The organism is Paraburkholderia sp. EB58 (assembly GCF_050436665.1).
Taxonomy (GTDB): domain Bacteria; phylum Pseudomonadota; class Gammaproteobacteria; order Burkholderiales; family Burkholderiaceae; genus Paraburkholderia.
Genome location: NZ_JBNDMQ010000001.1, coordinates 431,825 through 450,776 on the forward strand (window position 1 = coordinate 431,825; position 18,952 = coordinate 450,776).

20 protein-coding genes are annotated in these 18,952 nt (G+C 61.3%); 4 read left to right on the forward strand and 16 right to left on the reverse strand.

Annotation, left to right across the window (positions count from 1 at the left end; all coding sequences use genetic code 11):
* Positions 1-85 precede the first annotated feature (85 nt).
* Positions 86-2,401: a hypothetical protein gene (locus P3T40_RS01985; RefSeq protein ID WP_429265988.1), complete on the forward strand. Its 2,316-nt coding sequence runs from the start codon at positions 86-88 to the stop codon at positions 2,399-2,401.
* Positions 2,402-2,442: 41 nt separating this feature from the next.
* The gene (locus P3T40_RS01990) at positions 2,443-3,369 is read left to right on the forward strand and encodes an NAD(P)/FAD-dependent oxidoreductase (RefSeq protein WP_429265989.1); all 927 of its coding nucleotides are present in this window, start codon (positions 2,443-2,445) and stop codon (positions 3,367-3,369) included.
* Between the two features lie 76 nt (positions 3,370-3,445).
* Here the strand turns inward: P3T40_RS01990 and P3T40_RS01995 are convergent, their stop codons facing one another.
* The 8 genes from P3T40_RS01995 to P3T40_RS02030 all read right to left on the reverse strand — a co-directional run bounded on the left by P3T40_RS01995 (position 3,446) and on the right by P3T40_RS02030 (position 9,291).
* Positions 3,446-3,706, reverse strand: a complete 261-nt coding sequence (locus P3T40_RS01995) for a hypothetical protein (RefSeq protein WP_429265990.1) — start codon at positions 3,704-3,706, stop codon at positions 3,446-3,448.
* 62 nt (positions 3,707-3,768) lie between these two features.
* The gene (locus P3T40_RS02000; protein WP_429265991.1) at positions 3,769-4,029 is read right to left on the reverse strand and encodes a hypothetical protein; all 261 of its coding nucleotides are present in this window, start codon (positions 4,027-4,029) and stop codon (positions 3,769-3,771) included.
* A 63-nt stretch (positions 4,030-4,092) separates the two neighbouring features.
* Positions 4,093-4,350 carry a hypothetical protein gene (locus P3T40_RS02005; protein ID WP_429265992.1) on the reverse strand — a complete coding sequence of 86 codons (258 nt, stop codon included), beginning with the start codon at positions 4,348-4,350 and terminating at the stop codon, positions 4,093-4,095.
* 330 nt (positions 4,351-4,680) lie between these two features.
* Complete coding sequence (locus P3T40_RS02010) at positions 4,681-5,337, reverse strand: DapH/DapD/GlmU-related protein (RefSeq protein WP_429265993.1); 657 nt, start codon at positions 5,335-5,337, stop codon at positions 4,681-4,683.
* Positions 5,338-5,389: 52 nt separating this feature from the next.
* Positions 5,390-6,190, reverse strand: a complete 801-nt coding sequence (gene phnE / locus P3T40_RS02015; protein ID WP_429265994.1) for a phosphonate ABC transporter, permease protein PhnE — start codon at positions 6,188-6,190, stop codon at positions 5,390-5,392.
* Positions 6,187-7,047 carry a phosphonate ABC transporter ATP-binding protein gene (gene phnC, locus P3T40_RS02020; protein WP_429265995.1) on the reverse strand — a complete coding sequence of 287 codons (861 nt, stop codon included), beginning with the start codon at positions 7,045-7,047 and terminating at the stop codon, positions 6,187-6,189. The genes phnE and phnC overlap by 4 nt, the downstream gene beginning before the upstream one ends.
* A complete protein-coding gene (locus tag P3T40_RS02025) occupies positions 7,044-7,943 on the reverse strand; it encodes a phosphate/phosphite/phosphonate ABC transporter substrate-binding protein (RefSeq protein ID WP_429265996.1) in 900 nt (299 codons plus the stop codon). Before P3T40_RS02025 ends, phnC begins: the two co-directional genes overlap by 4 nt.
* 214 nt (positions 7,944-8,157) lie before the next feature.
* Entirely contained in the window at positions 8,158-9,291 is a 1,134-nt protein-coding gene (locus P3T40_RS02030; protein ID WP_429265997.1) for an alpha-D-ribose 1-methylphosphonate 5-triphosphate diphosphatase, read from the reverse strand.
* A gap of 378 nt (positions 9,292-9,669) precedes the next feature.
* On the opposite strand from P3T40_RS02030, the gene P3T40_RS02035 reads away from it, so the two are divergent.
* Positions 9,670-10,371 (forward strand): SDR family NAD(P)-dependent oxidoreductase, encoded by a 702-nt coding sequence (locus P3T40_RS02035; RefSeq protein WP_429265998.1) that lies wholly within the window; start codon positions 9,670-9,672, stop codon positions 10,369-10,371.
* 8 nt (positions 10,372-10,379) lie between these two features.
* Here P3T40_RS02035 and P3T40_RS02040 read toward each other — a convergent pair whose 3' ends face one another.
* Positions 10,380-11,801, reverse strand: coding sequence for a purine-cytosine permease family protein (locus P3T40_RS02040; protein ID WP_429265999.1), 1,422 nt, complete (start codon positions 11,799-11,801; stop codon positions 10,380-10,382).
* A 225-nt stretch (positions 11,802-12,026) separates the two neighbouring features.
* Between P3T40_RS02040 and P3T40_RS02045 the strand changes: the two genes are divergently transcribed.
* A complete protein-coding gene (locus tag P3T40_RS02045; protein WP_429266000.1) occupies positions 12,027-12,950 on the forward strand; it encodes a LysR family transcriptional regulator in 924 nt (307 codons plus the stop codon).
* 79 nt (positions 12,951-13,029) lie between these two features.
* On the opposite strand, the gene argE is transcribed toward P3T40_RS02045, so the two are convergent.
* The 7 genes from argE to P3T40_RS02080 form a co-directional block, all read right to left on the reverse strand.
* Positions 13,030-14,193: an acetylornithine deacetylase gene (argE, locus tag P3T40_RS02050; protein ID WP_429266001.1), complete on the reverse strand. Its 1,164-nt coding sequence runs from the start codon at positions 14,191-14,193 to the stop codon at positions 13,030-13,032.
* Positions 14,186-14,863, reverse strand: coding sequence for a DUF1028 domain-containing protein (locus P3T40_RS02055; RefSeq protein WP_429266002.1), 678 nt, complete (start codon positions 14,861-14,863; stop codon positions 14,186-14,188). Before P3T40_RS02055 ends, argE begins: the two co-directional genes overlap by 8 nt.
* A gap of 10 nt (positions 14,864-14,873) precedes the next feature.
* Complete coding sequence (locus tag P3T40_RS02060) at positions 14,874-15,311, reverse strand: RidA family protein (protein WP_429266003.1); 438 nt, start codon at positions 15,309-15,311, stop codon at positions 14,874-14,876.
* Between the two features lie 75 nt (positions 15,312-15,386).
* A complete protein-coding gene (locus P3T40_RS02065) occupies positions 15,387-16,727 on the reverse strand; it encodes a flavin-containing monooxygenase (RefSeq protein WP_429266004.1) in 1,341 nt (446 codons plus the stop codon).
* A gap of 175 nt (positions 16,728-16,902) precedes the next feature.
* Positions 16,903-17,598 (reverse strand): GntR family transcriptional regulator, encoded by a 696-nt coding sequence (locus P3T40_RS02070; protein WP_429266005.1) that lies wholly within the window; start codon positions 17,596-17,598, stop codon positions 16,903-16,905.
* Between the two features lie 70 nt (positions 17,599-17,668).
* A complete protein-coding gene (locus tag P3T40_RS02075) occupies positions 17,669-18,466 on the reverse strand; it encodes a carboxymuconolactone decarboxylase family protein (protein WP_429266006.1) in 798 nt (265 codons plus the stop codon).
* 89 nt (positions 18,467-18,555) lie between these two features.
* Complete coding sequence (locus P3T40_RS02080) at positions 18,556-18,942, reverse strand: cupin domain-containing protein (protein WP_429266007.1); 387 nt, start codon at positions 18,940-18,942, stop codon at positions 18,556-18,558.
* Between the last annotated feature and the right edge of the window lie 10 nt (positions 18,943-18,952).

Sequence of the window (18,952 nt, forward strand, 5' to 3'; positions counted from 1 at the left end):
CCGGCATTCACACCAGGCTTGAGGTTTTCAACGCACCGCACGCTACCGGCAGAGCCCGCATAGCAACGCCACGCAGAGGTCGCCGATGCTCGTTGATCTTGTACACGATGTGCTCTATCGCATCGCCCCCGCCTGGGAAGCCGTTCTCGCACGTCACGGCCTCGACCTTCACGCGGCCGACACCGCGAGCGAACTCGCCCGGGCACTGAAGATTGACTGGACCGATCCCCTTGTCGCCGATTTGTGCCGCTCCACGTGCCGGGCCATCGAACCCGGGGACCCGGCACGCAGCCTGCTTTACCACCTGCTCGCTCGCCCAGCGGACGGGTCCGCGGCCGAAAGTGTCTCGCCCGATGAGCTGGATCTGCTGGAGAACTATCTATATTCGCGCGCGAGGCCACCCGACGACTGGCAGAAGCTGGAGATCGCGGTGCTCGCTTACCAGTATCGTCCGGCCCGCCGCACCGGCCACCAGGTGCATGCGGACACGGTGTTCTCGCGGCTGGGCATTGCCCGCAATGGCGATCGCGAGGCCAAGTTCGATTCACCTGGCCGCTGCTTTTCCCCGGATGCCGGCGACGCCGCGCATGTTCGTGTGCTGCCGGCACGCTTCGGCGCGTTCCTCGTGCGTCGCCGCCAGGGACCGCACGCGCTGGCATTGATCGAAGGCGAGCAAAGCGGCGATCATGAACGCGACTTCGTGACACCCGTCTACAAGCTGTTCCAGGGCTCTGAATGCCTGCCGGGAATCTCTGTATCGCTGTCCTTCGTCCATCGCCATGTTGGCGACAAGCTCAAACGCGCCGCGCAGGCGCGATGGGGCATTCCGGTGCCGCCTTCAGTAGACCTGAACGCGCCGCCGTTCACCATGACAAGCAGCGGCCTGGCTGCAGATACAGTGGGACTGGTGCAATCCGGCTCCGCCGTGCTGGTCATGCCCAAGCCTCTGCCGCTCATCGAGTCCGTGCAGGCCGCGACCCCTCCAGTGGATGGCTTCAAGGTTCCGCGTCAGTGGCCGTGGCCGTTTGCGTTGGTCAACCGGCGCTATACGACGATGCGTATCGTCAATTCCCTGTCCAAGCTGTTCCTCGCCCTGCTCGACGAAGTTCGACAACTCTATTTCCCGCACTTCGCACCGAACTGGCTGCGCTACCCCGAGCCCCGCAACGCGCCGGAATACATCAACATCCGTCACCCCGCGAAACGCGGCAACGGATTGGCGCCGAACATGTGCTTCCACCCGGAAACCCGTGAGAAATTCCTGGAGGGAGTCAAACACGGTGGATACGAAACCCGCTTTTTCATCGACCATTGCGCCGAGGGCGTGATCAGCGTCGCGCTGAACGAGCCGGCTGGGCTGCCCGTTCTTCCCGCCTATTCGATCGTAGCTGCGCCCGATTTCTATCCATACGCCGATCAGGTCGAGTTGCAGCGCTGGTTTCAGCAATCGCGTACCGATCCTAAATCGCAATTCAGAAATGGCGGCCCCTCGTCGCTAAGCGGCGAACGCTTGACCGCCAACCCACAACACAACGATCCGCTCACTGGGAAGCCAGCATTCCCTCGCACCGACACCACCATCTCCGTTGCATTCAGCCTCGCCGCCCGTACCGAACATCACACGAGTCCGGCGGCGCCCGAGGCGAAAATGGTTTCATTCCTGTCGGACGCTTCGTCCAATGTATTCGCGCCGGGCTGGGACGTGACCTACGCGAGCGATCGCGGCGGCATATTTCTCGCCACACATGGACTCGGCAGCCCGTTCGCCGAAGACGTCAAGCTCTGCGCGGCATCGAACAGCTTCTGGCCCGCGCTGAGCCCGGACGCCTCACGCACCTTCAATCGTGCCGACGCCCCAACCGCAATCCCGATGCTGGACGAGGAAATCGGCCTGCATCCTGAACATCCGCTGGTGCTCAAGGGCATAGCCGAGGAGTGCCGCGGATGGGATGGCGAGTATGGCCCTTATCTGACGCCAGACGGCATGGCCGAATACGCCGACATCTATCGTTCGGATTACGTATCGAATGCGCTGGCGGGCAACATGCTGTTCGGCGCCTTGCAGCACGTCGACGCTGCGGAGCTGATCCGGCGCATCAGAGCGCTACGTCACGCCGTGGCTGCTTGCGATCATGGACAGACGCCTGCCCATACCAAGTTGTGGCTCATCTCGGCACGGCGTGTCAACGACAGGCCAGCGGCTGCGCAGACCGTTTACCGTTTCCTGTTTGTGTTTCCGCTCGACCACGCTCCGCAACCGTTGCAAACCGCACCGGGCCGCTTGCGCGTGCCCTATGCGAAGGCGTTGTGTTGCGACGCGACCGCGACCGAGCGGCTGGCCCACGTTCGCACCGCCGCGCCCGGTGCCGATGCGTTGGCGCTTTATCTGCGCGAAAGGTGACGCGCGATGTGCGGCGAGTCATACGCCAAGAGTACAGAACGATGAGTAACGCCGACATCATCGTCATTGGCGACGGACCGGCCGGTTGCGCTGCGACCATTACGGCCGCGCGAGCGGGACTCGAGGTCGTCATGCTCGGCCGCGGCCGTTCGAGCGGCGCGCCGGAGTATCTCTCACGCGCGTCCCTGATGCTGCTGGCTGAGCTGGCTCCGCGTCTGTCGCGTGAAACCGGCATCTGGCTGGACCCAGAACCTTTACCGCAGTCAGGTCGCGCCCTGCTGCGCGGCAAGTTCGATCCACGCTTCAGGATCGAAGCCCTGGATGCGGGCGCCCGATACGTTCCCCTCGCGGCGGGACGCGTTGAACCGCATATAGCACGAGGCAAAATTTGTGGCGTGCATTGCGGGGCGTCATCGATCGCCAGTCCCGTCGTGATCGACGCCAGCGGATCAAACGGCTGGCTTCGCCGGGCCATGCAACTCGAAGAATCAATCGGCTCTCCAGCATTGTGGCTGGAACGTGGACTCGCCGCAGCGCACAGCCATGCACCGGACCATCACTGGCAAATTGCCCAGCAAGGGTGGTTATGGATCAATACGACCTCTGCGGGAATGATCTGGACATCCCTGTCGACCCAGCGTGATACCACCGTACATTGGCCCGATGGCGTGTGGCCCACCGGCAAAAGATGGCGCGATTGCCGCCGTTGGCGTTGCCTTCAGCAGGCAGCCGGCCCCGGCTACTTCGTATGCGGCGACGCCGCGGTGCAACTCGATCCCGCCACAGGCGACGGATTCAGATTTGCTGTCGAATCCGGCGCCTGGGCGGCATCGCTGGCGGCACAGCTTCTCCGCCACCCCGAAGGCTCCAGTGTGCTCGAGGCGTTGTACTCGGACTGGATCGTGCAGTTTTATGTGTCCCGCAAAGCAGCGCTCGCAGAATGCTACGCGAACGCCTCAATGCTCTGAACGGGATAAAGCGCGTGTAGTTACAACGCTTGCAGCGTGCAGCGTCCCCCTCCCCGAAGGGCGACACCGCACACCGCTACAGCGCGCCCGACTGATAGCCGCCGAAGTTCTCGATGCTCGGAACGCTGACATTCACGTGCTGGCTCGCATCGGTGGTCGTCACGATCGGCCCAATCTGGATACCGATGGTGGGGCTGGCAAAACCGCCGCCGCCGAACACGTTGCCGTAATTTCCGCCGACACCGGCGAGTGCGCTGCCACCACGGATAGCGGACATGTCCTTGCGGTCAAGGGTTTCGCTAGCGGGCAGATCTCTGATCATAAGGGTCGATTGCATGACTGGCTCCTGGAGATGAGCGGGTAGGTGCCACCCTCCACGAAGGGTGGCACGCGGACGTGTTACACCAACGCGCCTTGCAAGCCGCCGAAGTTCTGGACGGTGGGGATGCTCAGATTGAGATGCGAGCTTGCATCGATGGTGTTGACGGTCGCCCCGACTTGCTGGCCCGTCGTCGAGGTGACAAATCCACCGCCGCCCAGGACGTTTTGTGTGTTGCCGCCAACCACCGAGGTGGCGCTGCCGCCACGCACGGCGGACATTGCCTTGCTGTCGAGTTCTTCGGCGATGGGCAGATCTTTGATCATGAGGTTCGAGTGCATGATTGATTCCTTTGAGAGAAGATTTGATGTGGCCACCCCGTCGTGGGGTGGCACGCACATTGTTTAGATAACCAGCTGGTTGCCGCCGAAGTTCTGGAACGTCGGGATGCTCAGATTGAGATGCGAGCTTGCATCAGTCGTGTTGACGGCCGGCCCGACCTGCAGACCCGTCGTCGAGCTGACAAAGCCGCCGCCGCCGACTACGTTCTGGCTGTTGCCGCCCACGATGGAGGTTGCGCTTCCGCCACGTACGGCGGACATTGCCTTGCTGTCGAGTTCTTCGGCGATGGGCAGGTCTTTGATCATGAGAGTGGATTTCATGGTTAATACTCCTAAGGTGTTATGCAGTTTGGTTGAGGTGAGCATCTGGTCGCGCTCACACCACATAACGCATAGGGTGTGCCAGGCGAGAGGCCGGCGTGTTCAATTTGGCTTCAGCGCCTTATGGCACAAGGGAAAGGGCGTGTTGCGCCGACCTCGGGATGAGCGGCCAGGGCCTGCAGGGAGGCGGAGGGGTGTTGTGCGGGGCCAGACAGAGGGGCGAAAACAGTTCGCCGACGACAGACACCAGCCGCGAATAGCCGGTGCAACAACGGGCGGAGGGTTCGGACCGCCCGTTCGGTAATGGTTTTCGCCAGCTTCCGCGCGGAGCTAACCGCCGTACTTCTCGGTGAACTCGACCGCGCTGAGCGCGCGGAAATCGGCCAACGCAGCGTCGATTTGCGGGGGGTTCCAGTCCCACCAGGCGATCTGCTGCAACCGCTCCGCAATCTGCGGCTCTACACGAAAGCGCAGCACCCGCGCCGGTACACCAACGACAATCGCAAACGGCGGCACGTCTTTGGTCACCACAGCCCCCGACCCAACGGCCGCCCCCGTGCCAATCTTGACCCCTGGCATGACGATGGCGTTATGTCCGAGCCACACATCGTGTCCAATCACAACCCGATCCTCCGCCCGCCATTCGAAGATGCTGGCGTCGTCATCGAGCGAGAGCCCATAAGAGCGCGACCGATACGTAAAGTGATGATTGGTCGCCCGCCACGTCGGATGATTGGGCGGGTTGACACGTGCACCGGTGGCAATGTTCACGAACTTGCCGATCACCGCATGAGCGATCTGGTTGTCGCCCATCGCATAGCCGTAATCGCCCAATATGGTTTGGGCAACATGGCTGCGTGGGCCGAGATAGGTGTAGCGGCCAAAATCACTGGCTCGAACAACCGCGGTCGGATGTATCTCCGGATTTTCCGACATGACGCGGCCTTGCGTCCACGGATCTCCCCCGACGCCATGATTAATCAACATAGAAATTTCGAAGTTAAATGATGAGGGGATAAAGATAGCAGCGACTGCGCACTCACATGACGAGGCCGCGCAGCCAGGCAGACACGCGCTCGGCGCACGCGACCAGCAGGAACGTGGCAATCAGCAGAAACGACACAGTCTGGTACTGGAACAGATTCATCGCAGTCAGCAGCTGAAAGCCGATTCCGCCCGCGCCGACGAAGCCCAGCACGAGCGAGGAACGCAGATTTTCGTCGAAGCGGAACAGCCCAATGCCGAGCAGCGACGGCAACACGCCCGGCACCACCGCATGGCTCAACACCTGCAAGCGGCCGGCGCCCGTGAGCGTCAGCGCTTCGACTGGACCCATGTCCATGTCTTCGATCACTTCCGCAAACAGCCGTCCAAGCATGCCAACCGAATGGACTGCCAGTGCAAGTGCGCCCGGAAACGGTCCGAGCCCAACAGCGGTCACGAACAGCAGTGCCCATACGAGGTCGGGCACCGCGCGCGTGACGCCGATCACCGCGCGGGAAATGACATACAGGGGTTTGGCCGGCGTGACATTCGCGGCAGCCAGAATGGCCAGCGGGAAAGCCAGAATGACGCCGAACACGGTGCCAAAAATTGCCAGATCGATTGTCTCGAGCACCGGCCAGAGATTCGGCACGAACTGGTCGAACGCGGGCGGCATAGCGCGCGAAATGATGTCGGCCATCCCGTGCGCGCCCGTCACCAGATCCTGCGGACGCGCCTGAACGACTATCCACGCCTGCACGAACAGGGCCAGTGCGATAACAATCGCACACACCGTCCAGAACGACCGTGCGCCGGGCGAGCCGACCGGCGCACGCATTTCAAGAGCCTTGTTCATGAAGCCTCGTCCACGTAGAGCTGCGCGATCTGCTGACTGGAGACTTGCGATGCCGGCCGGTCGAACTCCATCTGGCCACGACGCAAACCGACCAGCCTATCGGCATAACGCGCCGCCAGTTCCGGCTGGTGCAGCACGCAGACCACTGCGAGGCCGTCTTCGGTGGCGAGGCGGCGCAACAGGCGCATGACTTCATCGGCGGCTTCGGGGTCGAGGCTCGCGACCGGTTCGTCGGCGAGTAACACGTGCGGACGTTGCGCGAGGGCTCGCGCAACCGCCACGCGCTGCGCCTGTCCGCCCGAGAGCGTGCCGGCGCGCTGGCCAGCCAGATGCAGCAGGCCGACTTCGTCCAGATACGCGCGTGCCGGTTCGATTTCCTCGCGTGGCACCCGACCCATCGCTGTCGCCAAGGTCCGGTGGCGCCCCAGCGTGCCGCAGCAAACGTTAGCCAGCACACTGCGCCGCCTGACGAGATTGGCGTTCTGGGAAATCAGCGCGAGCGGCAGACGCGCCCGGCGCAGCGCTTTGCCCGAAAGCGCGGCCAGATCGCGTCCTGCAACCTCGACCGAGCCGGCGGTCGGCCGGTTCAGTCCGACCACGCACTTCATGAAGGTCGACTTGCCGCTGCCATTGCTACCCAGCACCACGACCATCTCGCCAGCGTCCACCGAGACATTGAAATCGCGCAGCGCCGTATGACCGTTCGCATACCTCATCGTCAAGTTGTGGACGGCCAGCTTCACGCCGGGTGCGAGTGTGGTGCGCGGCGCTGTCGCGCGTGTGCTGGCCGCCGCGGCCGCGAAGGCGGCCACAGGGTCCAGCGGCAGATCGCCGGATGCGCTGAACTGGGTACTCACAGTTTTGCCAGATCGATATGGAGCGTCGCAACCAGATCGCGGATCTGGTTGTACGAAGCATCCGATTGCGGCACGGTCTTCAGTTCCGGCGTTTCGTTCGCTGCCATGAACTTCTGATCAGCCTCCGGCAATTGACGCAGGTCGAGCGAACTCAGCACGCTCGCTAAACGAGCCTTGAAATCTGCGGGCAAGTCACCGCGCACCGCGAAGGGATCGAGCGGGATGGGCTGCGATTGCCACAGGGTCACGTACGCGGCCGGATCGTATTCATTGTGCATCTTGGCGCTGGCGATTTCCTCGCTGTTCAGCTCACCCGCTTCGACCTTGTGGTTGCGCAGCGCTTCGAACGATGCCGTGTGGCTGCCCGCGTAGATTGCCTTGACGCCCTTGTCAGGGTCCACGCCGTTCTTGCTCAGGCCATAGGCTGGGAACAGATGACCCGAGGTGGAAGCCGGATCTGCGTAAGCGAACGAGTGGCCGTTGGTGTCGGCCAGCGTCTTGATGCCCGAGCCGGGCCAGGTGACGATGGACGCGTAGTAGGTGGCCGGTTTGCCTGCCTCGCCGGCGAACGTCGCAACAGCCTCGGCATGCGCGACCTGGTGTGCGAGCACGTAGCCAAGCGGGCCGAACTGGCCGAATTCGAGCTTGTTATTGCGCATCGCCTCGATCTCGGCGTTATAACTGGTTGCCACGTAAAGCTGGACAGTGCAGCCGAGCTTGTCGCCGATCATCTTGGCGAGGTCCGTATAGACCGGCAGCATGCGTTGCGCCGATTCGTACGGCTCGACGCCGAAGCGAACCACACCGTTGTTCGGACAGGCGCCCTCTGCATGTGCTGCACCGGAGGCAAGACCCGCCGCAAACGCCACGGCTGCTAAAACTTTGGATACCTTCATGTTTTCCTCAGAATAGGTTTAAAGCGTAGCGTGCGATTCAACGACGATTTCCAGCTTCCGCGCCCGCCTTCCCTGACGATGTTCGGCGCGGTCCCGCTATCCAACCTGGCGCATTCTAGAAATCACATGTGACACATCCATGTATGCATGGAGACGTCTAGATGAATCGATTTCCGTTGCCCTGCCCACGTGCCTGACCGGTGCGTGGCGTGCATCAAACGACGCGCTCACCCGCCCGCCATGTTTCGCGGGGTACGGGCAGCGCTTCATGCATCCGCACACGCACAAAGTCAGCTCGCAAACCGGGGGCTATCGCGCCACGGTCGTGCAATCCCGCTGCGCGAGCCGGTGCGGCGGAGACGGTTGTCATTGCACGCGGGAGCGTCCACCCAGCCTTATCGACGAGTTCAAACGCAGCGGTCAACAAACTCGATGGCACGTAGTCAGACGAAAGAATGTCGAGCAAGCCGGCTTGCGCGAGTTCGAGCGCCGAGACGTTGCCGGAGTGCGATCCGCCCCTCACGATATTGGGTGCACCCATGATCGTTGCGATACCGTGTTCGCGCGCGGCTTGCGCGGCAATACGGGTGGTCGGGAATTCGGCCAGCGCGACGCCTTCGGCGGCTGCCTGTTCGACATGCTCGACCACCGTATCGTCGTGGCTCGCAACCGGTATGCCGAGCTTCGCGCAGCGCGCCACGATTTCGCGGCGGTGCTGGTCTGCGTAGCGTTCCTGTCCATCGGCAAGCTCGGCCACCACGGCGGCGAAACGTTCGTCAGTCAGCTTGCCGTGACGTTCCTGCCAGCGGCGCCATTGACTCGCATCCTGCCATTGCCGCTGTCCCGGCGTGTGATCCATGACAGAAGCAAGACGCAGCAATGGATGCGCGTAGAGCGAATCGAATACTTCCACCACGTCAGGTGCCGCGATTTCGCAGCGCAGATGCAGAAAATGTTCGGCACGCAGCAATTCGCTTTCGGACAAGCGCGCGAGCGCTTGCGTGCATTGCGTCTGCAGATCGCGGTTGTGCATGTCCACGTCGGAGCGCGCACCAATTCTGAGAGAATCGAACACGGTAGTAATGCCCGCGGCCGCCACCTGCGCATCGTGAATCACAAACGCCGCGTCGATATTCCACCGCACGCCGGGGCGCGGTGCCAGATGCTTCTCAAGATTGTCCGTGTGCAGTTCGATCAGGCCGGGCAGCAGATAGTCTCCGTCCCAGTCGACGGCTTCGCGTGCGGACGTGCTGCCGCGTTCGACGTCACGGATGACGCCGTCTTCAATGCAAACGGTCCCGGCAAACTCTTCGTCTCGCGTGACGACGCGAGCGTTCCTGATCAACATCGACTGACTCCGTATACGCGTCAGCGCAACTTGGAGTTGCTGTACGACGCAGTGGTGGTGGTTGTAATTAGGGGTGGTGCGGCGCCCGGCGGCATTCCCGTCGTTTCGGAGCGCGGTTATCCTGCCCCGAATATCATCTAAACGTCTAGACGTATTGAGACGTACTACCGAGACCCGTAACGCAAACGACGCACGTCACATTTCCGTCACGTGCCTGCGCACTAAAATGCGCGGCAGTATGATCATTTGAGCGGGTGGGAATGACAACACAATGACACCGGCCGAGAAAGCGACACGGTTTTCCCCTACACTGTGCTCAACGATCCGGGGACCCGGCAGCGCCCAAATCGTCCTCCCTACCCTTCCGACGGTGAAACCATGAACGACATCCCCTACCGAAGCGCCCTCGTCATCGGAGCAGGAACCGGCATCAGCGCATCTGTGACCCGGCTCCTGCGCGCAGCCGACATTCCAGTTGTCGTCGCCGCGCGAAATATCGACAAGCTGGCGCCGCTGGTCAAGCAGACAGGCGCCATTGCCCTACCGGTGGATGCGACTGATGCCGCCCAGGTCGAGCAGCTTTTCGCGGAGACGGAGGCACGGATCGGCGCTCCGGAGATCGTGGTCTACAACGCCAGCGGCCGGGTCCGCGGCCCCATCGCGGACCTCGATCCTGCGGAGGTCGAGCATGCGGTCGCTGTCTCGGCGCTGGGTGCCTTCTATGCCGTGCAGCAGGCGGCCAGGCGAATGGTGCCGGCCGGCAAGGGCGCAATCCTGCTGACAGGCGCTACAGCCGGCGTCAAAGGTTTCGCACTCTCTGCGCCCTTCGCCATGGGCAAGTTCGCATTGCGGGGTCTCGCGCAGAGCGCGGCGCGCGAGTTGGCGCCGAAGGGCATCCATGTCGCGCATGTCGTCATCGATGGTGGCGTGCGTGCCGAGCACCGCGCCGATCCGCCGGACCGGCCGGACAGCACGCTTGACCCCGATGCCATCGCCCAATCCTATATCGACCTGCTGCGCCAGCACCGCAGCGCATGGTCGTGGGAGCTCGAGGTCAGGCCTTGGGTGGAGAACTTCTGAACCCGCCTCTACCGCGCAACCGAGGGCGGAATATTCGCATTCCGCTGTCTGCGGCGATACACGGTGTCCCGTGACGCCAGCCAGTAATACAACGGCGACGTCAGCAGGAGCCCGACGACCCAGGAGAGATCCGCACCATCGAGGTAGTGGGGAATAGGACCTGTGTACATAGGCGTGTTCATGAACGGAATCTGAACAACGATACCCACCGCATACGCAATCAGCGCCTGCGGATTGAAGCGGCCATAAATCCCACCGTCCGCCTCGAAGATGGACCGAATGTCGTACTTCCCTTTGTGGATCACATAAAAGTCGATCAGGTTAATCGCGGTCCAGGGCACGAGAACCACAAGAAGCGCGAGGACCAGATCCACCAGATTCCCGACAAAGTTCGTCGATGCCCCGATGGCCGCGTAGCAACATGCGCTAAAGATAGCGATGGAAACCACTGCACGCGCTTTCGCCGTGGGAATCCACCGATAGGCGAAGGTCTGCACCGAAGTAATCACCGCGAGCACCGCGCCGTAGAGATTCAAGGCGTTGTGGCTGATCACGCTCAACAGGAAGAGAACCAGCATCAGCGAACCGAGCGGCCCCGTAGCCTGCTTGACTGCATCCATCGTGTCGACACCAGCCGGTACTGCAAGCACCGCAACAGCGCCAAAGATAAACGCCAGCGTCGAGCCAAGACTGCAGCCAAGATAGGTCGCCCAGAATGTCGACGCGACGCCCACGTCGTTCGGCAGATAACGTGAATAGTCCGAAACATATGGCGCGAAAGCGATCTGCCAAAGCGCCGACAGTGAGACTGTGGCAAGCCAGCCGGCAATACTGAATTCGCCGCGCGTCAGAAAGTCGGCAGTAGAGACATGAGTGAGGATGTACCAGAACCCGACGAGGATACCGATTCCAAGTACCCAGGTACCAATGCGGTTCAGGATATGGATGAATCGATAACCGATGATCCCGATCAGCCCTGATCCCACTGCCCCAATCACGATGCCGATCGGAACCGGGATCGAGGATTCAATCCCGTGTACGGACTTCCCTGCCAGCACGATATTGGACGCGAAGAAACCCACGTACATCACGGCCGCTATCACGGTGACGAGCAGTGCCCCCCATGAGCCGAACTGCGCGCGGCTCTGGATCATCTGCGGGATCCCCATCTGCGGACCCTGTGCGGAATGCAACGCCATCAGGATCCCACCCACTGCCTGGCCGACGATGATGGCAACGATTGCCCACACCAGGTTCAGGTGAAACAACTGAACGCCCAGTGCTCCAGTGACGATAGGCAGTGGCGCAATATTCCCGCCGAACCACAGGGTAAACAGATCACGCACTTTACCGTGGCGATCTTCAGGCGGCACATAGCCGATTGTGTGTTTCTCGATGAACGAGGACACGTTGCCATCCGGGGTGGTCATAGGTTTGTCTCCAGTCTTGCGTGGCCGCACGCGCTTTAATGTCGGTTCAAGCATGGTGCGCTGCTCTGGCGAAGACGAAAAATACTAAAAATATTTCCCAGTCGTATGAAAAAGCTTTTCAACCGTAGCCCCTGGGAATATCTTCTTCGGGTAAGGTGCTACTCAAAATGACCGACGAAATGCGCTGTCAGGCGAGGCGCCTGCGGCCAAGCAGCAGAGGTGCCTGTGGCTTACTATACTTTGCGACAACTTCGATACTTCGTGACCACGGTGGAATCCGGCAGCGTCGCCGAAGCCTCACGCCAGCTCTTCATCGCCCAGCCCTCCATCTCCACTGCCATCAAAGCGCTGGAGGAGAGCTTCGGGGTAAAGCTATTCATCCGCCACCACGCCCAAGGGGTTTCGTTGACCCCAGGAGGGACGCGCTTCTATCACAAGGCGCAGGAACTGCTGCGGATGGCGCACGAATTCGAGCAGAATGCGCTCGCCGACAACGACATTGTCACGGGGCAAATTGACATTGGGTGCTTCGAAACGGTAGCCCCGCTCTACCTGCCGCAACTGATCGCTGGCTTTCGCGAGCTTTACCCCGGCGTGAGCATCCGCATGCGCGACGGCGAGCAACAGGATCTGGTGCAAGGCCTGACCGACGGCACCTTCGATGTGGCCTTCCTTTACGACCATGATCTGGACAGCACCATCGAAACCGAACCGCTGATGCCGCCACAGAAGCCCTATGTGCTGCTGCCGGAAAACCATAAGTTCGCCAGTCAGACCGAGGTATCCCTGCGCGATCTATGTCTTGAACCGATGATCCTGCTGGATGTGCAACCGAGCCGCACCTACTTCGTCAGCCTGTTCCACGAACTGGGTCTCACGCCCAACATCGTTTTCGGCTCACCGTCGATTGAAATGGTACGTGGCATGGTGGGTCAGGGCTTCGGCTTCTCCTTGCTGGTCACTCGTCCCTATTCCGAGTACACCTACGACGGCAAGAAGCTCGTGAGCATCGATATCACGGAGACCGTCGCGCCTTCAGGGCTTGTGAGCGCTCGACTCAAGCGTGGGCAACTGACCAAGCCGGCACAATCGTTCGTAGATTTCTGCCGTGAGCGACTCGCTCAGATCAACGAAGCATCGCAAAAGTAGAGGCTGCGCTAACTATCCTATCCGCTCTGGGACGCTAAGCGAACGCGAATGCAGTCTCGACCTTGCGCTGGTCAGCGCATTAGCGTGGGTCCGCAAGATAGTCGGCGAGGCGTATGAGCATTGCATCGCAGCCTGCCAGTTGCTCAAGCGAAACAAACTCGTCTGGCTTGTGTCCTTGATCCATGCTTCCTGGCCCGCAGACCACTGTGGGAATGCCCGCCTCGCCGAACAGTCCGCCCTCGGTGCCGAAGGCCACGGTACCAAAGTCGCTGGACCCGCTTAACAGGGCCAACAGGCGGGCCGCTTCGCTGTCGGGCGAGGTCGCCAATCCTGGGTAGGCGCTGAGCGGCTGCAGGCGAATGTCCGTGTCGTTCTGCACAGCACGCATTTTCGGCAGCAACTCGGCCTCTGCGTAGGTCTGCAGCTTATCCGACACCTGTTCGGCATTGAAGCCAGGCAGCGCACGTACCTCGAAATCGAATTCGCATTCGGCCGGCACGATGTTCAACACGCGCCCTCCTTTGATGACACCCGTCTGCACGGTCGAGAACGGTGGGTCGAATCTCTCATCGTGATGCTCAGGCTGGGCCAGCTCCGAGCCGATCTCTTCCAACCTGCCGATCAGTCGCGCCGCGTACTGGATAGCGTTGACGCCATAAGGCGCGTAGGCAGAGTGGCACGCCGCGCCCTTCACATTGCAGCGCATCGCCAGCTTGCCTTTGTGGCCCAGCACCGGTTTCAACTCAGTCGGTTCGCCAATCAGGCACAGACGCGGCTTGTGCGGACGCTGCGCCAGCGCGGCCAACATGGGTCGCACACCCAGGCATCCCACTTCCTCGTCATAGGAAAAGGCCAGATGTACCGGCATGTTTAGCGGTCGCCTGAGAAAAACGGGTACTGCCGCCAGCACCGATGCGATAAAGCCTTTCATGTCCGCAGTACCGCGACCGTACAGGCGTCCGTCTCGCTCGGTAAGGCGGAAAGGCTCCATTGTCCAGGCCTGGCCGTCCACTGGAACCACGTCGGTATGGCCGGAAAGCACAACGCCACCCCGGTCGAGAGGACCGATGGTGGCAAACAGGTTCGCCTTGGTACGTTCCGGGTTGTAGAAGAGCTCGCTCTGCACCCCGAGCTCCGCAAGGTAATCCCGGATGAAGGCGATCAGCTCGAGGTTCGAGTCCCGGCTGACCGTGGCGAAACCAATCAGCCGGTCAAGCAGTTCACGGCTCGACATCTCACTCATCTCCGGGCACTCCGTAGCTGGGCGCGGCGGTCGGATTCAACGCCCGCGTCACGTAGTCCTGCATCTGCGGCCGATAGGCCTGCCAGAGGCTATTCAGCTTGTCGATGGGGTCTTCATCCGCCCAGTCAATACGCAGATCAACGATCGGCCACGTGTGGTCATCAACGACCTTCAGCGCCGCCGAATGCACGGGTCCCGCTTCACCACCGGCCGCCATCGCCGTATACATGGCAGCGAGTAAACGTTCAGCCAGCAATCCAGGGGTATTTTCGAAGGCCTGAACCATGGCCTCAATGACCTGCACACCCGCCAGCATGTTGCCCGCGGCGACGCACTGCTCGCCAGCAACGGCGTTGTGCACGCCAAGCGCTTCTTTCCCCGTGAAAAATGCAGTGTGGCCCTGGCTATCGATCACCGTAACCTGTCGATACTGGCTCCAGCCGTTCGCGTTGAGCGCGCGCTCGAGAGCTGCCGCGGGTTCGAGCTGCTGCTCTTCGAGAAGGTCGAGGATCTGCGGGCCAAGGGCTGGCAGTGTGACGTTCTGCGTCGCCACCGCTCCCACACCTGCACGTAGCCAGGGACATCGGGCGCCCACCGAGATACTGGAAGAGCTGATCGCCACCCCAAGCTGGCCGGTCTCCGGGCAACGTCCGATGATAGAGAATGTCATGTCCTACCCCTTAGACCTGATTCGGTTTCCAGCCATCCGGGATGACCGCAACCACATCGATCTCCATCAGCCACTGCGGCTGGCCCAAGGCGGTCACAACAAGGCCTGTGGAAATGGGGAACACGCCCTTCAACCACTTGCCTACCTCCTGATACACCGCCTCGCGATAGCGCGGGTCGGTCAGATAGGTAGTGGTCTTGACGATGTGGGACAGGTCGCTACCCGCCTCCTCAAGCAGCTGTTTGACGTTCTTCATGGCCTGCTCGGCCTGGGCCTGCGGATCGCCGAGCCCGACCAGCCGGCCGTCGAAATCCGTGCCCACCTGGCCGCGCACGTAAACGGTATTGCCGGCACGCACCGCCTGGCACAGGTCGTTATTCAACGTCTGGTTCGGATAAGTATCCTTCGTGTTGAACATGCGAATGCGGGTATGGGTAGGTTGGCTCATCAATGTACCTGGATAGACAGTAGAAAAATTTACGCAAACTGCTCGGAAAGGCGGATAGCGGCCCGCCTTGCGCTATCAGTTCAAGAGATCGGCTAAATGTTGCAAATCAGGGTGTGTTCCGTCGGGCCGAGTCTTCTCGCAGACTTCTCCATGACGTTGCGACGCATCGCGATACGAAAGATATTTGTGCTGCGTGGCGATATGGTCCGCAATATGTTTGGCATCGTGCCAAACGCCCCAGATGAAACTGGAGCCACGACGCGACAGCCACGGCAGACCCAGAAAATAGACGCCAGGTTCGGTCGAAACGCCGCGCTGATGCCGCGGCTTACCCTTTGCATCCAGAGCGTTGACATTCAGCCAACTGTAGTCAACGGCATAGCCCGTTGCCCATACGATCGAGGTGACACCCGCCGCGGCCAGATCGAGTTCGAGAATGGGATGGGTCACGCATTCTGGATCCGGCAGCGTATTGCGGGCCTCGGGTTCTTCGGGAAGGTCGAGGCCATTGCGGGCAACATAGGCGTCAGCCGCATTCAACAGCGACAGATAGTTCTCATCGCCTTGAGCAAGGTTGGCTGCAATATCCGACTCGAACGTCACCACGTCGCCACTGAACGCCTTCGTCAGACCAACGAGCGTGATCCCCTGCCTGGCAAGCACCCTGAAGTCAATCGTCTGGCCACCCCGAGCGCCGCTGACCGCAATCGTGACGTGCTCCCGGCCCGGCGTAGCGACCTCCTTGTCCCATTCGCCCAGAACGCCCAGCCACCAGCAGAAGTCACGATTGCGATAGGAGCGCGGCGGGCGATCATGCGGTCCAACCGACAGGTAGACTTTCTTGCCTGCGCGCTGCAGCTCATCGGCAATCTGCACCCCTGACGAACCGGCGCCCACCACCAGAACCGCCCCTTCGGGCAATTGCTGTGGATTGCGGTATTCGGCGGAGTGGATCTGTACGATCGTGCCATCTTTGGGAGCGATCGGCGGGATAACCGGTCGTTGGAACGGCCCCGTTGCGACGACCACGCGGTTGGCCTCGATCCGGCCCTTCGAGGTTTCAACGATGAATCCCGGCCGGCCAGCGTTGCGCACCACACTCTTCACTTCCACACCGGTGCGGATGGGGGCGTTGAACTTCCTGGCATAGGCTTCAAAATAGTCCGCCACGCGTTCTTTCCCGGCGAAGGCGTCGGGATCGAGATCGTCGAACTGGAGACCCGGAAACCGGTCATGCCAGGCAGGGCCGTTGGCAACCAGCGAATCCCAGCGCCCCGTGCGCCAGCGTTCAGCAATGCGATCGCGCTCCAGGACGAGGTGGGGCACCCCGAGTTTGCTGAGATGCTCGCTCATGGCGACGCCGGCCTGACCGGCGCCTACAACAAGCGTATCAATTGACGTTTTTTCAGCTGTCATGGCTGGCTCCTCCTGAAATGCGACTCTGGTATGAGTCACATTCTGATCAGGGCCACGGATTAGCGAAATTATGATTTTTGTGGTCGCTAGCGAGCAAAAAGCTCGCTCAGAGCTGACGAATGGGCGGCGGCCAGCCAACAAGCCCCGTTGTGCGACGTTCTGAACTCGCCACCGTCTAGATATCGTCGCCTTGCCCGAGTGCCTTTTCGGATTCTTCGAGCATGCGCATGGCCGCCTTCTCCGCGTTAGCAACGTGCAATTGCGCGAGCTGTTGGGCGCATTCCGCGTCGCGTGCCCTCAGCGCTTTGTACAGCTTGTCGATTTCACGCAAACTGCTCGGCAAACGGTCCGGATGCATCAACGACGTTGCGCGCAACAGGTTGACCCGCGAATACAGGCTCGTGAGGACCTCCTTGATCAGGCCGTTGCCGCAATTGTCGAGAAGCACGTCGTACAGGGCGGTCTTGGCCTTCAACACACCCGCCTGGTTTTGCGCCTGCGCCTCGGCTCGCAATTCTTTTGCGGCCTCGCCAAAGCGCGCGATCGCCGCATCGCTCGCCAGCCGCGCAAATTCGTGAGCCGCGAACCCTTCGAGCAAACCGCGCAACGCGTACAGCTCGCTTGCCTCCTGCTTCGAGATCACCGCGACGATCGGGCCTTTATGCGGCACGCTGCGCACCAGTTTTTCCGCTTCGAGCTTGCGCAACGCTTCGCGTACCGATGTGCGGCTCACACCCAGCGTTTCACAAAGCTCGCGTTCGATCAGTCGCGCACCCGGCGCAAACCGTCCGCTCATGATCGCCTGCCGCAATACGTTCTCGACCTGGTGACGCAGCGTCTCAGGTCTGATCAGGCCCATATCCGTTGACATGATTGTCTTCCCGTCACACAAAGTGTCAGTCTGAATGATAGTTCACGGCTTGCCAATCTCTGCGTCCTGTCTAGGAATCACGCCCTGCGTACGCCGTTTGTAATGCCGCCTCGAGCAACGGCGCACCAAGTTCTGCACCGTGTATGCCTGTCGTGCTGACAATCTCCAGCATCTCCATGATTTCTTCAGCCGTTGCCCCATACCGCAGCGCATTGCGCATATGGAGCTTCAATCCCGGCACGTACAGATGCGTGGAAGAAGCGTCGAACGCGCAGTACATCAGTTCCTTCACCTTCGGACTTAAAACACCGGTTTTCCAGGGCACCGATGAAAATTCGACGTAGGCTTCGAACAGATCGGGATCGAGCTCGAGCAGACCTTCCCACGAAGGGTGCCAGTAGCCACGGTTCGTTTCGAAAGCGGCCTTCAATGCGCGCCTTCGATCGTCGAGCGGCACGGGTCCCGTCCGCAAGCCCTCTTCTTCGAGCACTTCGAGCAGCACCGGCACGCCGACGTTGCTCGTATGAATTCCAATCGTGCTCACCAGTTCGAGCACTCCCATCAATTCCTCGCGCGTGGCGCCGAACGACAACGCGCGTTGCAGATGATGCGCGACACCTGGCGCATACAGTTGGGTGGCACAGGCGTCGGCAGCAAGCGCGATAAACGCGCGGACCTTGTCGCCAAGATGGTTGTGTCGCTGCGGCACGCGCGAAAACTGCAAATAGGCAGCAACGAAGCCCGCGTCAAGACGCAGCATGCTTTCCCAGGCGGGAGACCACACGCCATGCACGCGCATGAACTCTTCCTTGATGGACTGTGCGTCGCGCGGCTGGGGTGACGGTGTGCTTGACTCATTTAAACTCATCGCATCCTTCCTGTACAAAGCGGAGATGTAGCCGGATATGGGCCAGCCGCGCGCGGCGGCTGCGCACGGCCGGCCCGGTCAGGGCAGCGCTAAACGCCTGCCGGATAATCCGCTTCCGCCACCTCTTCCTGCCAGGTCGCCTTGCCGATCGACGTCGCGATATGCACCATGTAGCTGCCGTCGCTAGCGCCATGCCAATGCCGCTCGTTGGGACCGATGAACACGATGTCGCCCTGGCGGATCGGCTGCGGCGCTTCACCTTCCCGGCAGATCCAGCCCTTCCCAGCCATGACGGTCAGCACCTGGCCTTGCTCGTGCGTATGCCAGTAGGTTCGGCCACGCGGGGCAAAAAACACGGTGTTGATCGTGACGCCGTTCGTGGTCGGCATCACGGGGTCGGCCCACACCGTGCCCGAAAACGTCTCGCCCCGAAGCTCCGACATCGCGCCGTCCGCCCTGCCGTGAAATACCTTCATGCCTGTTTCT

Bases quoted from the DNA above. Each gene is read 5' to 3' on its own strand.
- P3T40_RS01985 (WP_429265988.1), top strand. From the start codon at position 86: ATGCTCGTTGATCTTGTACACGATGTGCTCTATCGCATCGCCCCCGCC.
- P3T40_RS01990 (WP_429265989.1), top strand. From the start codon at position 2,443: ATGAGTAACGCCGACATCATCGTCATTGGCGACGGACCGGCCGGTTGC.
- P3T40_RS01995 (WP_429265990.1), bottom strand. From the start codon at position 3,706: ATGCAATCGACCCTTATGATCAGAGATCTGCCCGCTAGCGAAACCCTT.
- P3T40_RS02000 (WP_429265991.1), bottom strand. From the start codon at position 4,029: ATGCACTCGAACCTCATGATCAAAGATCTGCCCATCGCCGAAGAACTC.
- P3T40_RS02005 (WP_429265992.1), bottom strand. From the start codon at position 4,350: ATGAAATCCACTCTCATGATCAAAGACCTGCCCATCGCCGAAGAACTC.
- P3T40_RS02010 (WP_429265993.1), bottom strand. From the start codon at position 5,337: ATGTTGATTAATCATGGCGTCGGGGGAGATCCGTGGACGCAAGGCCGC.
- phnE (WP_429265994.1), bottom strand. From the start codon at position 6,190: ATGAACAAGGCTCTTGAAATGCGTGCGCCGGTCGGCTCGCCCGGCGCA.
- P3T40_RS02025 (WP_429265996.1), bottom strand. From the start codon at position 7,943: ATGAAGGTATCCAAAGTTTTAGCAGCCGTGGCGTTTGCGGCGGGTCTT.
- P3T40_RS02030 (WP_429265997.1), bottom strand. From the start codon at position 9,291: ATGTTGATCAGGAACGCTCGCGTCGTCACGCGAGACGAAGAGTTTGCC.
- P3T40_RS02035 (WP_429265998.1), top strand. From the start codon at position 9,670: ATGAACGACATCCCCTACCGAAGCGCCCTCGTCATCGGAGCAGGAACC.
- P3T40_RS02040 (WP_429265999.1), bottom strand. From the start codon at position 11,801: ATGACCACCCCGGATGGCAACGTGTCCTCGTTCATCGAGAAACACACA.
- argE (WP_429266001.1), bottom strand. From the start codon at position 14,193: ATGAGTGAGATGTCGAGCCGTGAACTGCTTGACCGGCTGATTGGTTTC.
- P3T40_RS02055 (WP_429266002.1), bottom strand. From the start codon at position 14,863: ATGACATTCTCTATCATCGGACGTTGCCCGGAGACCGGCCAGCTTGGG.
- P3T40_RS02060 (WP_429266003.1), bottom strand. From the start codon at position 15,311: ATGAGCCAACCTACCCATACCCGCATTCGCATGTTCAACACGAAGGAT.
- P3T40_RS02065 (WP_429266004.1), bottom strand. From the start codon at position 16,727: ATGACAGCTGAAAAAACGTCAATTGATACGCTTGTTGTAGGCGCCGGT.
- P3T40_RS02070 (WP_429266005.1), bottom strand. From the start codon at position 17,598: ATGTCAACGGATATGGGCCTGATCAGACCTGAGACGCTGCGTCACCAG.
- P3T40_RS02075 (WP_429266006.1), bottom strand. From the start codon at position 18,466: ATGAGTTTAAATGAGTCAAGCACACCGTCACCCCAGCCGCGCGACGCA.
- P3T40_RS02080 (WP_429266007.1), bottom strand. From the start codon at position 18,942: ATGAAGGTATTTCACGGCAGGGCGGACGGCGCGATGTCGGAGCTTCGG.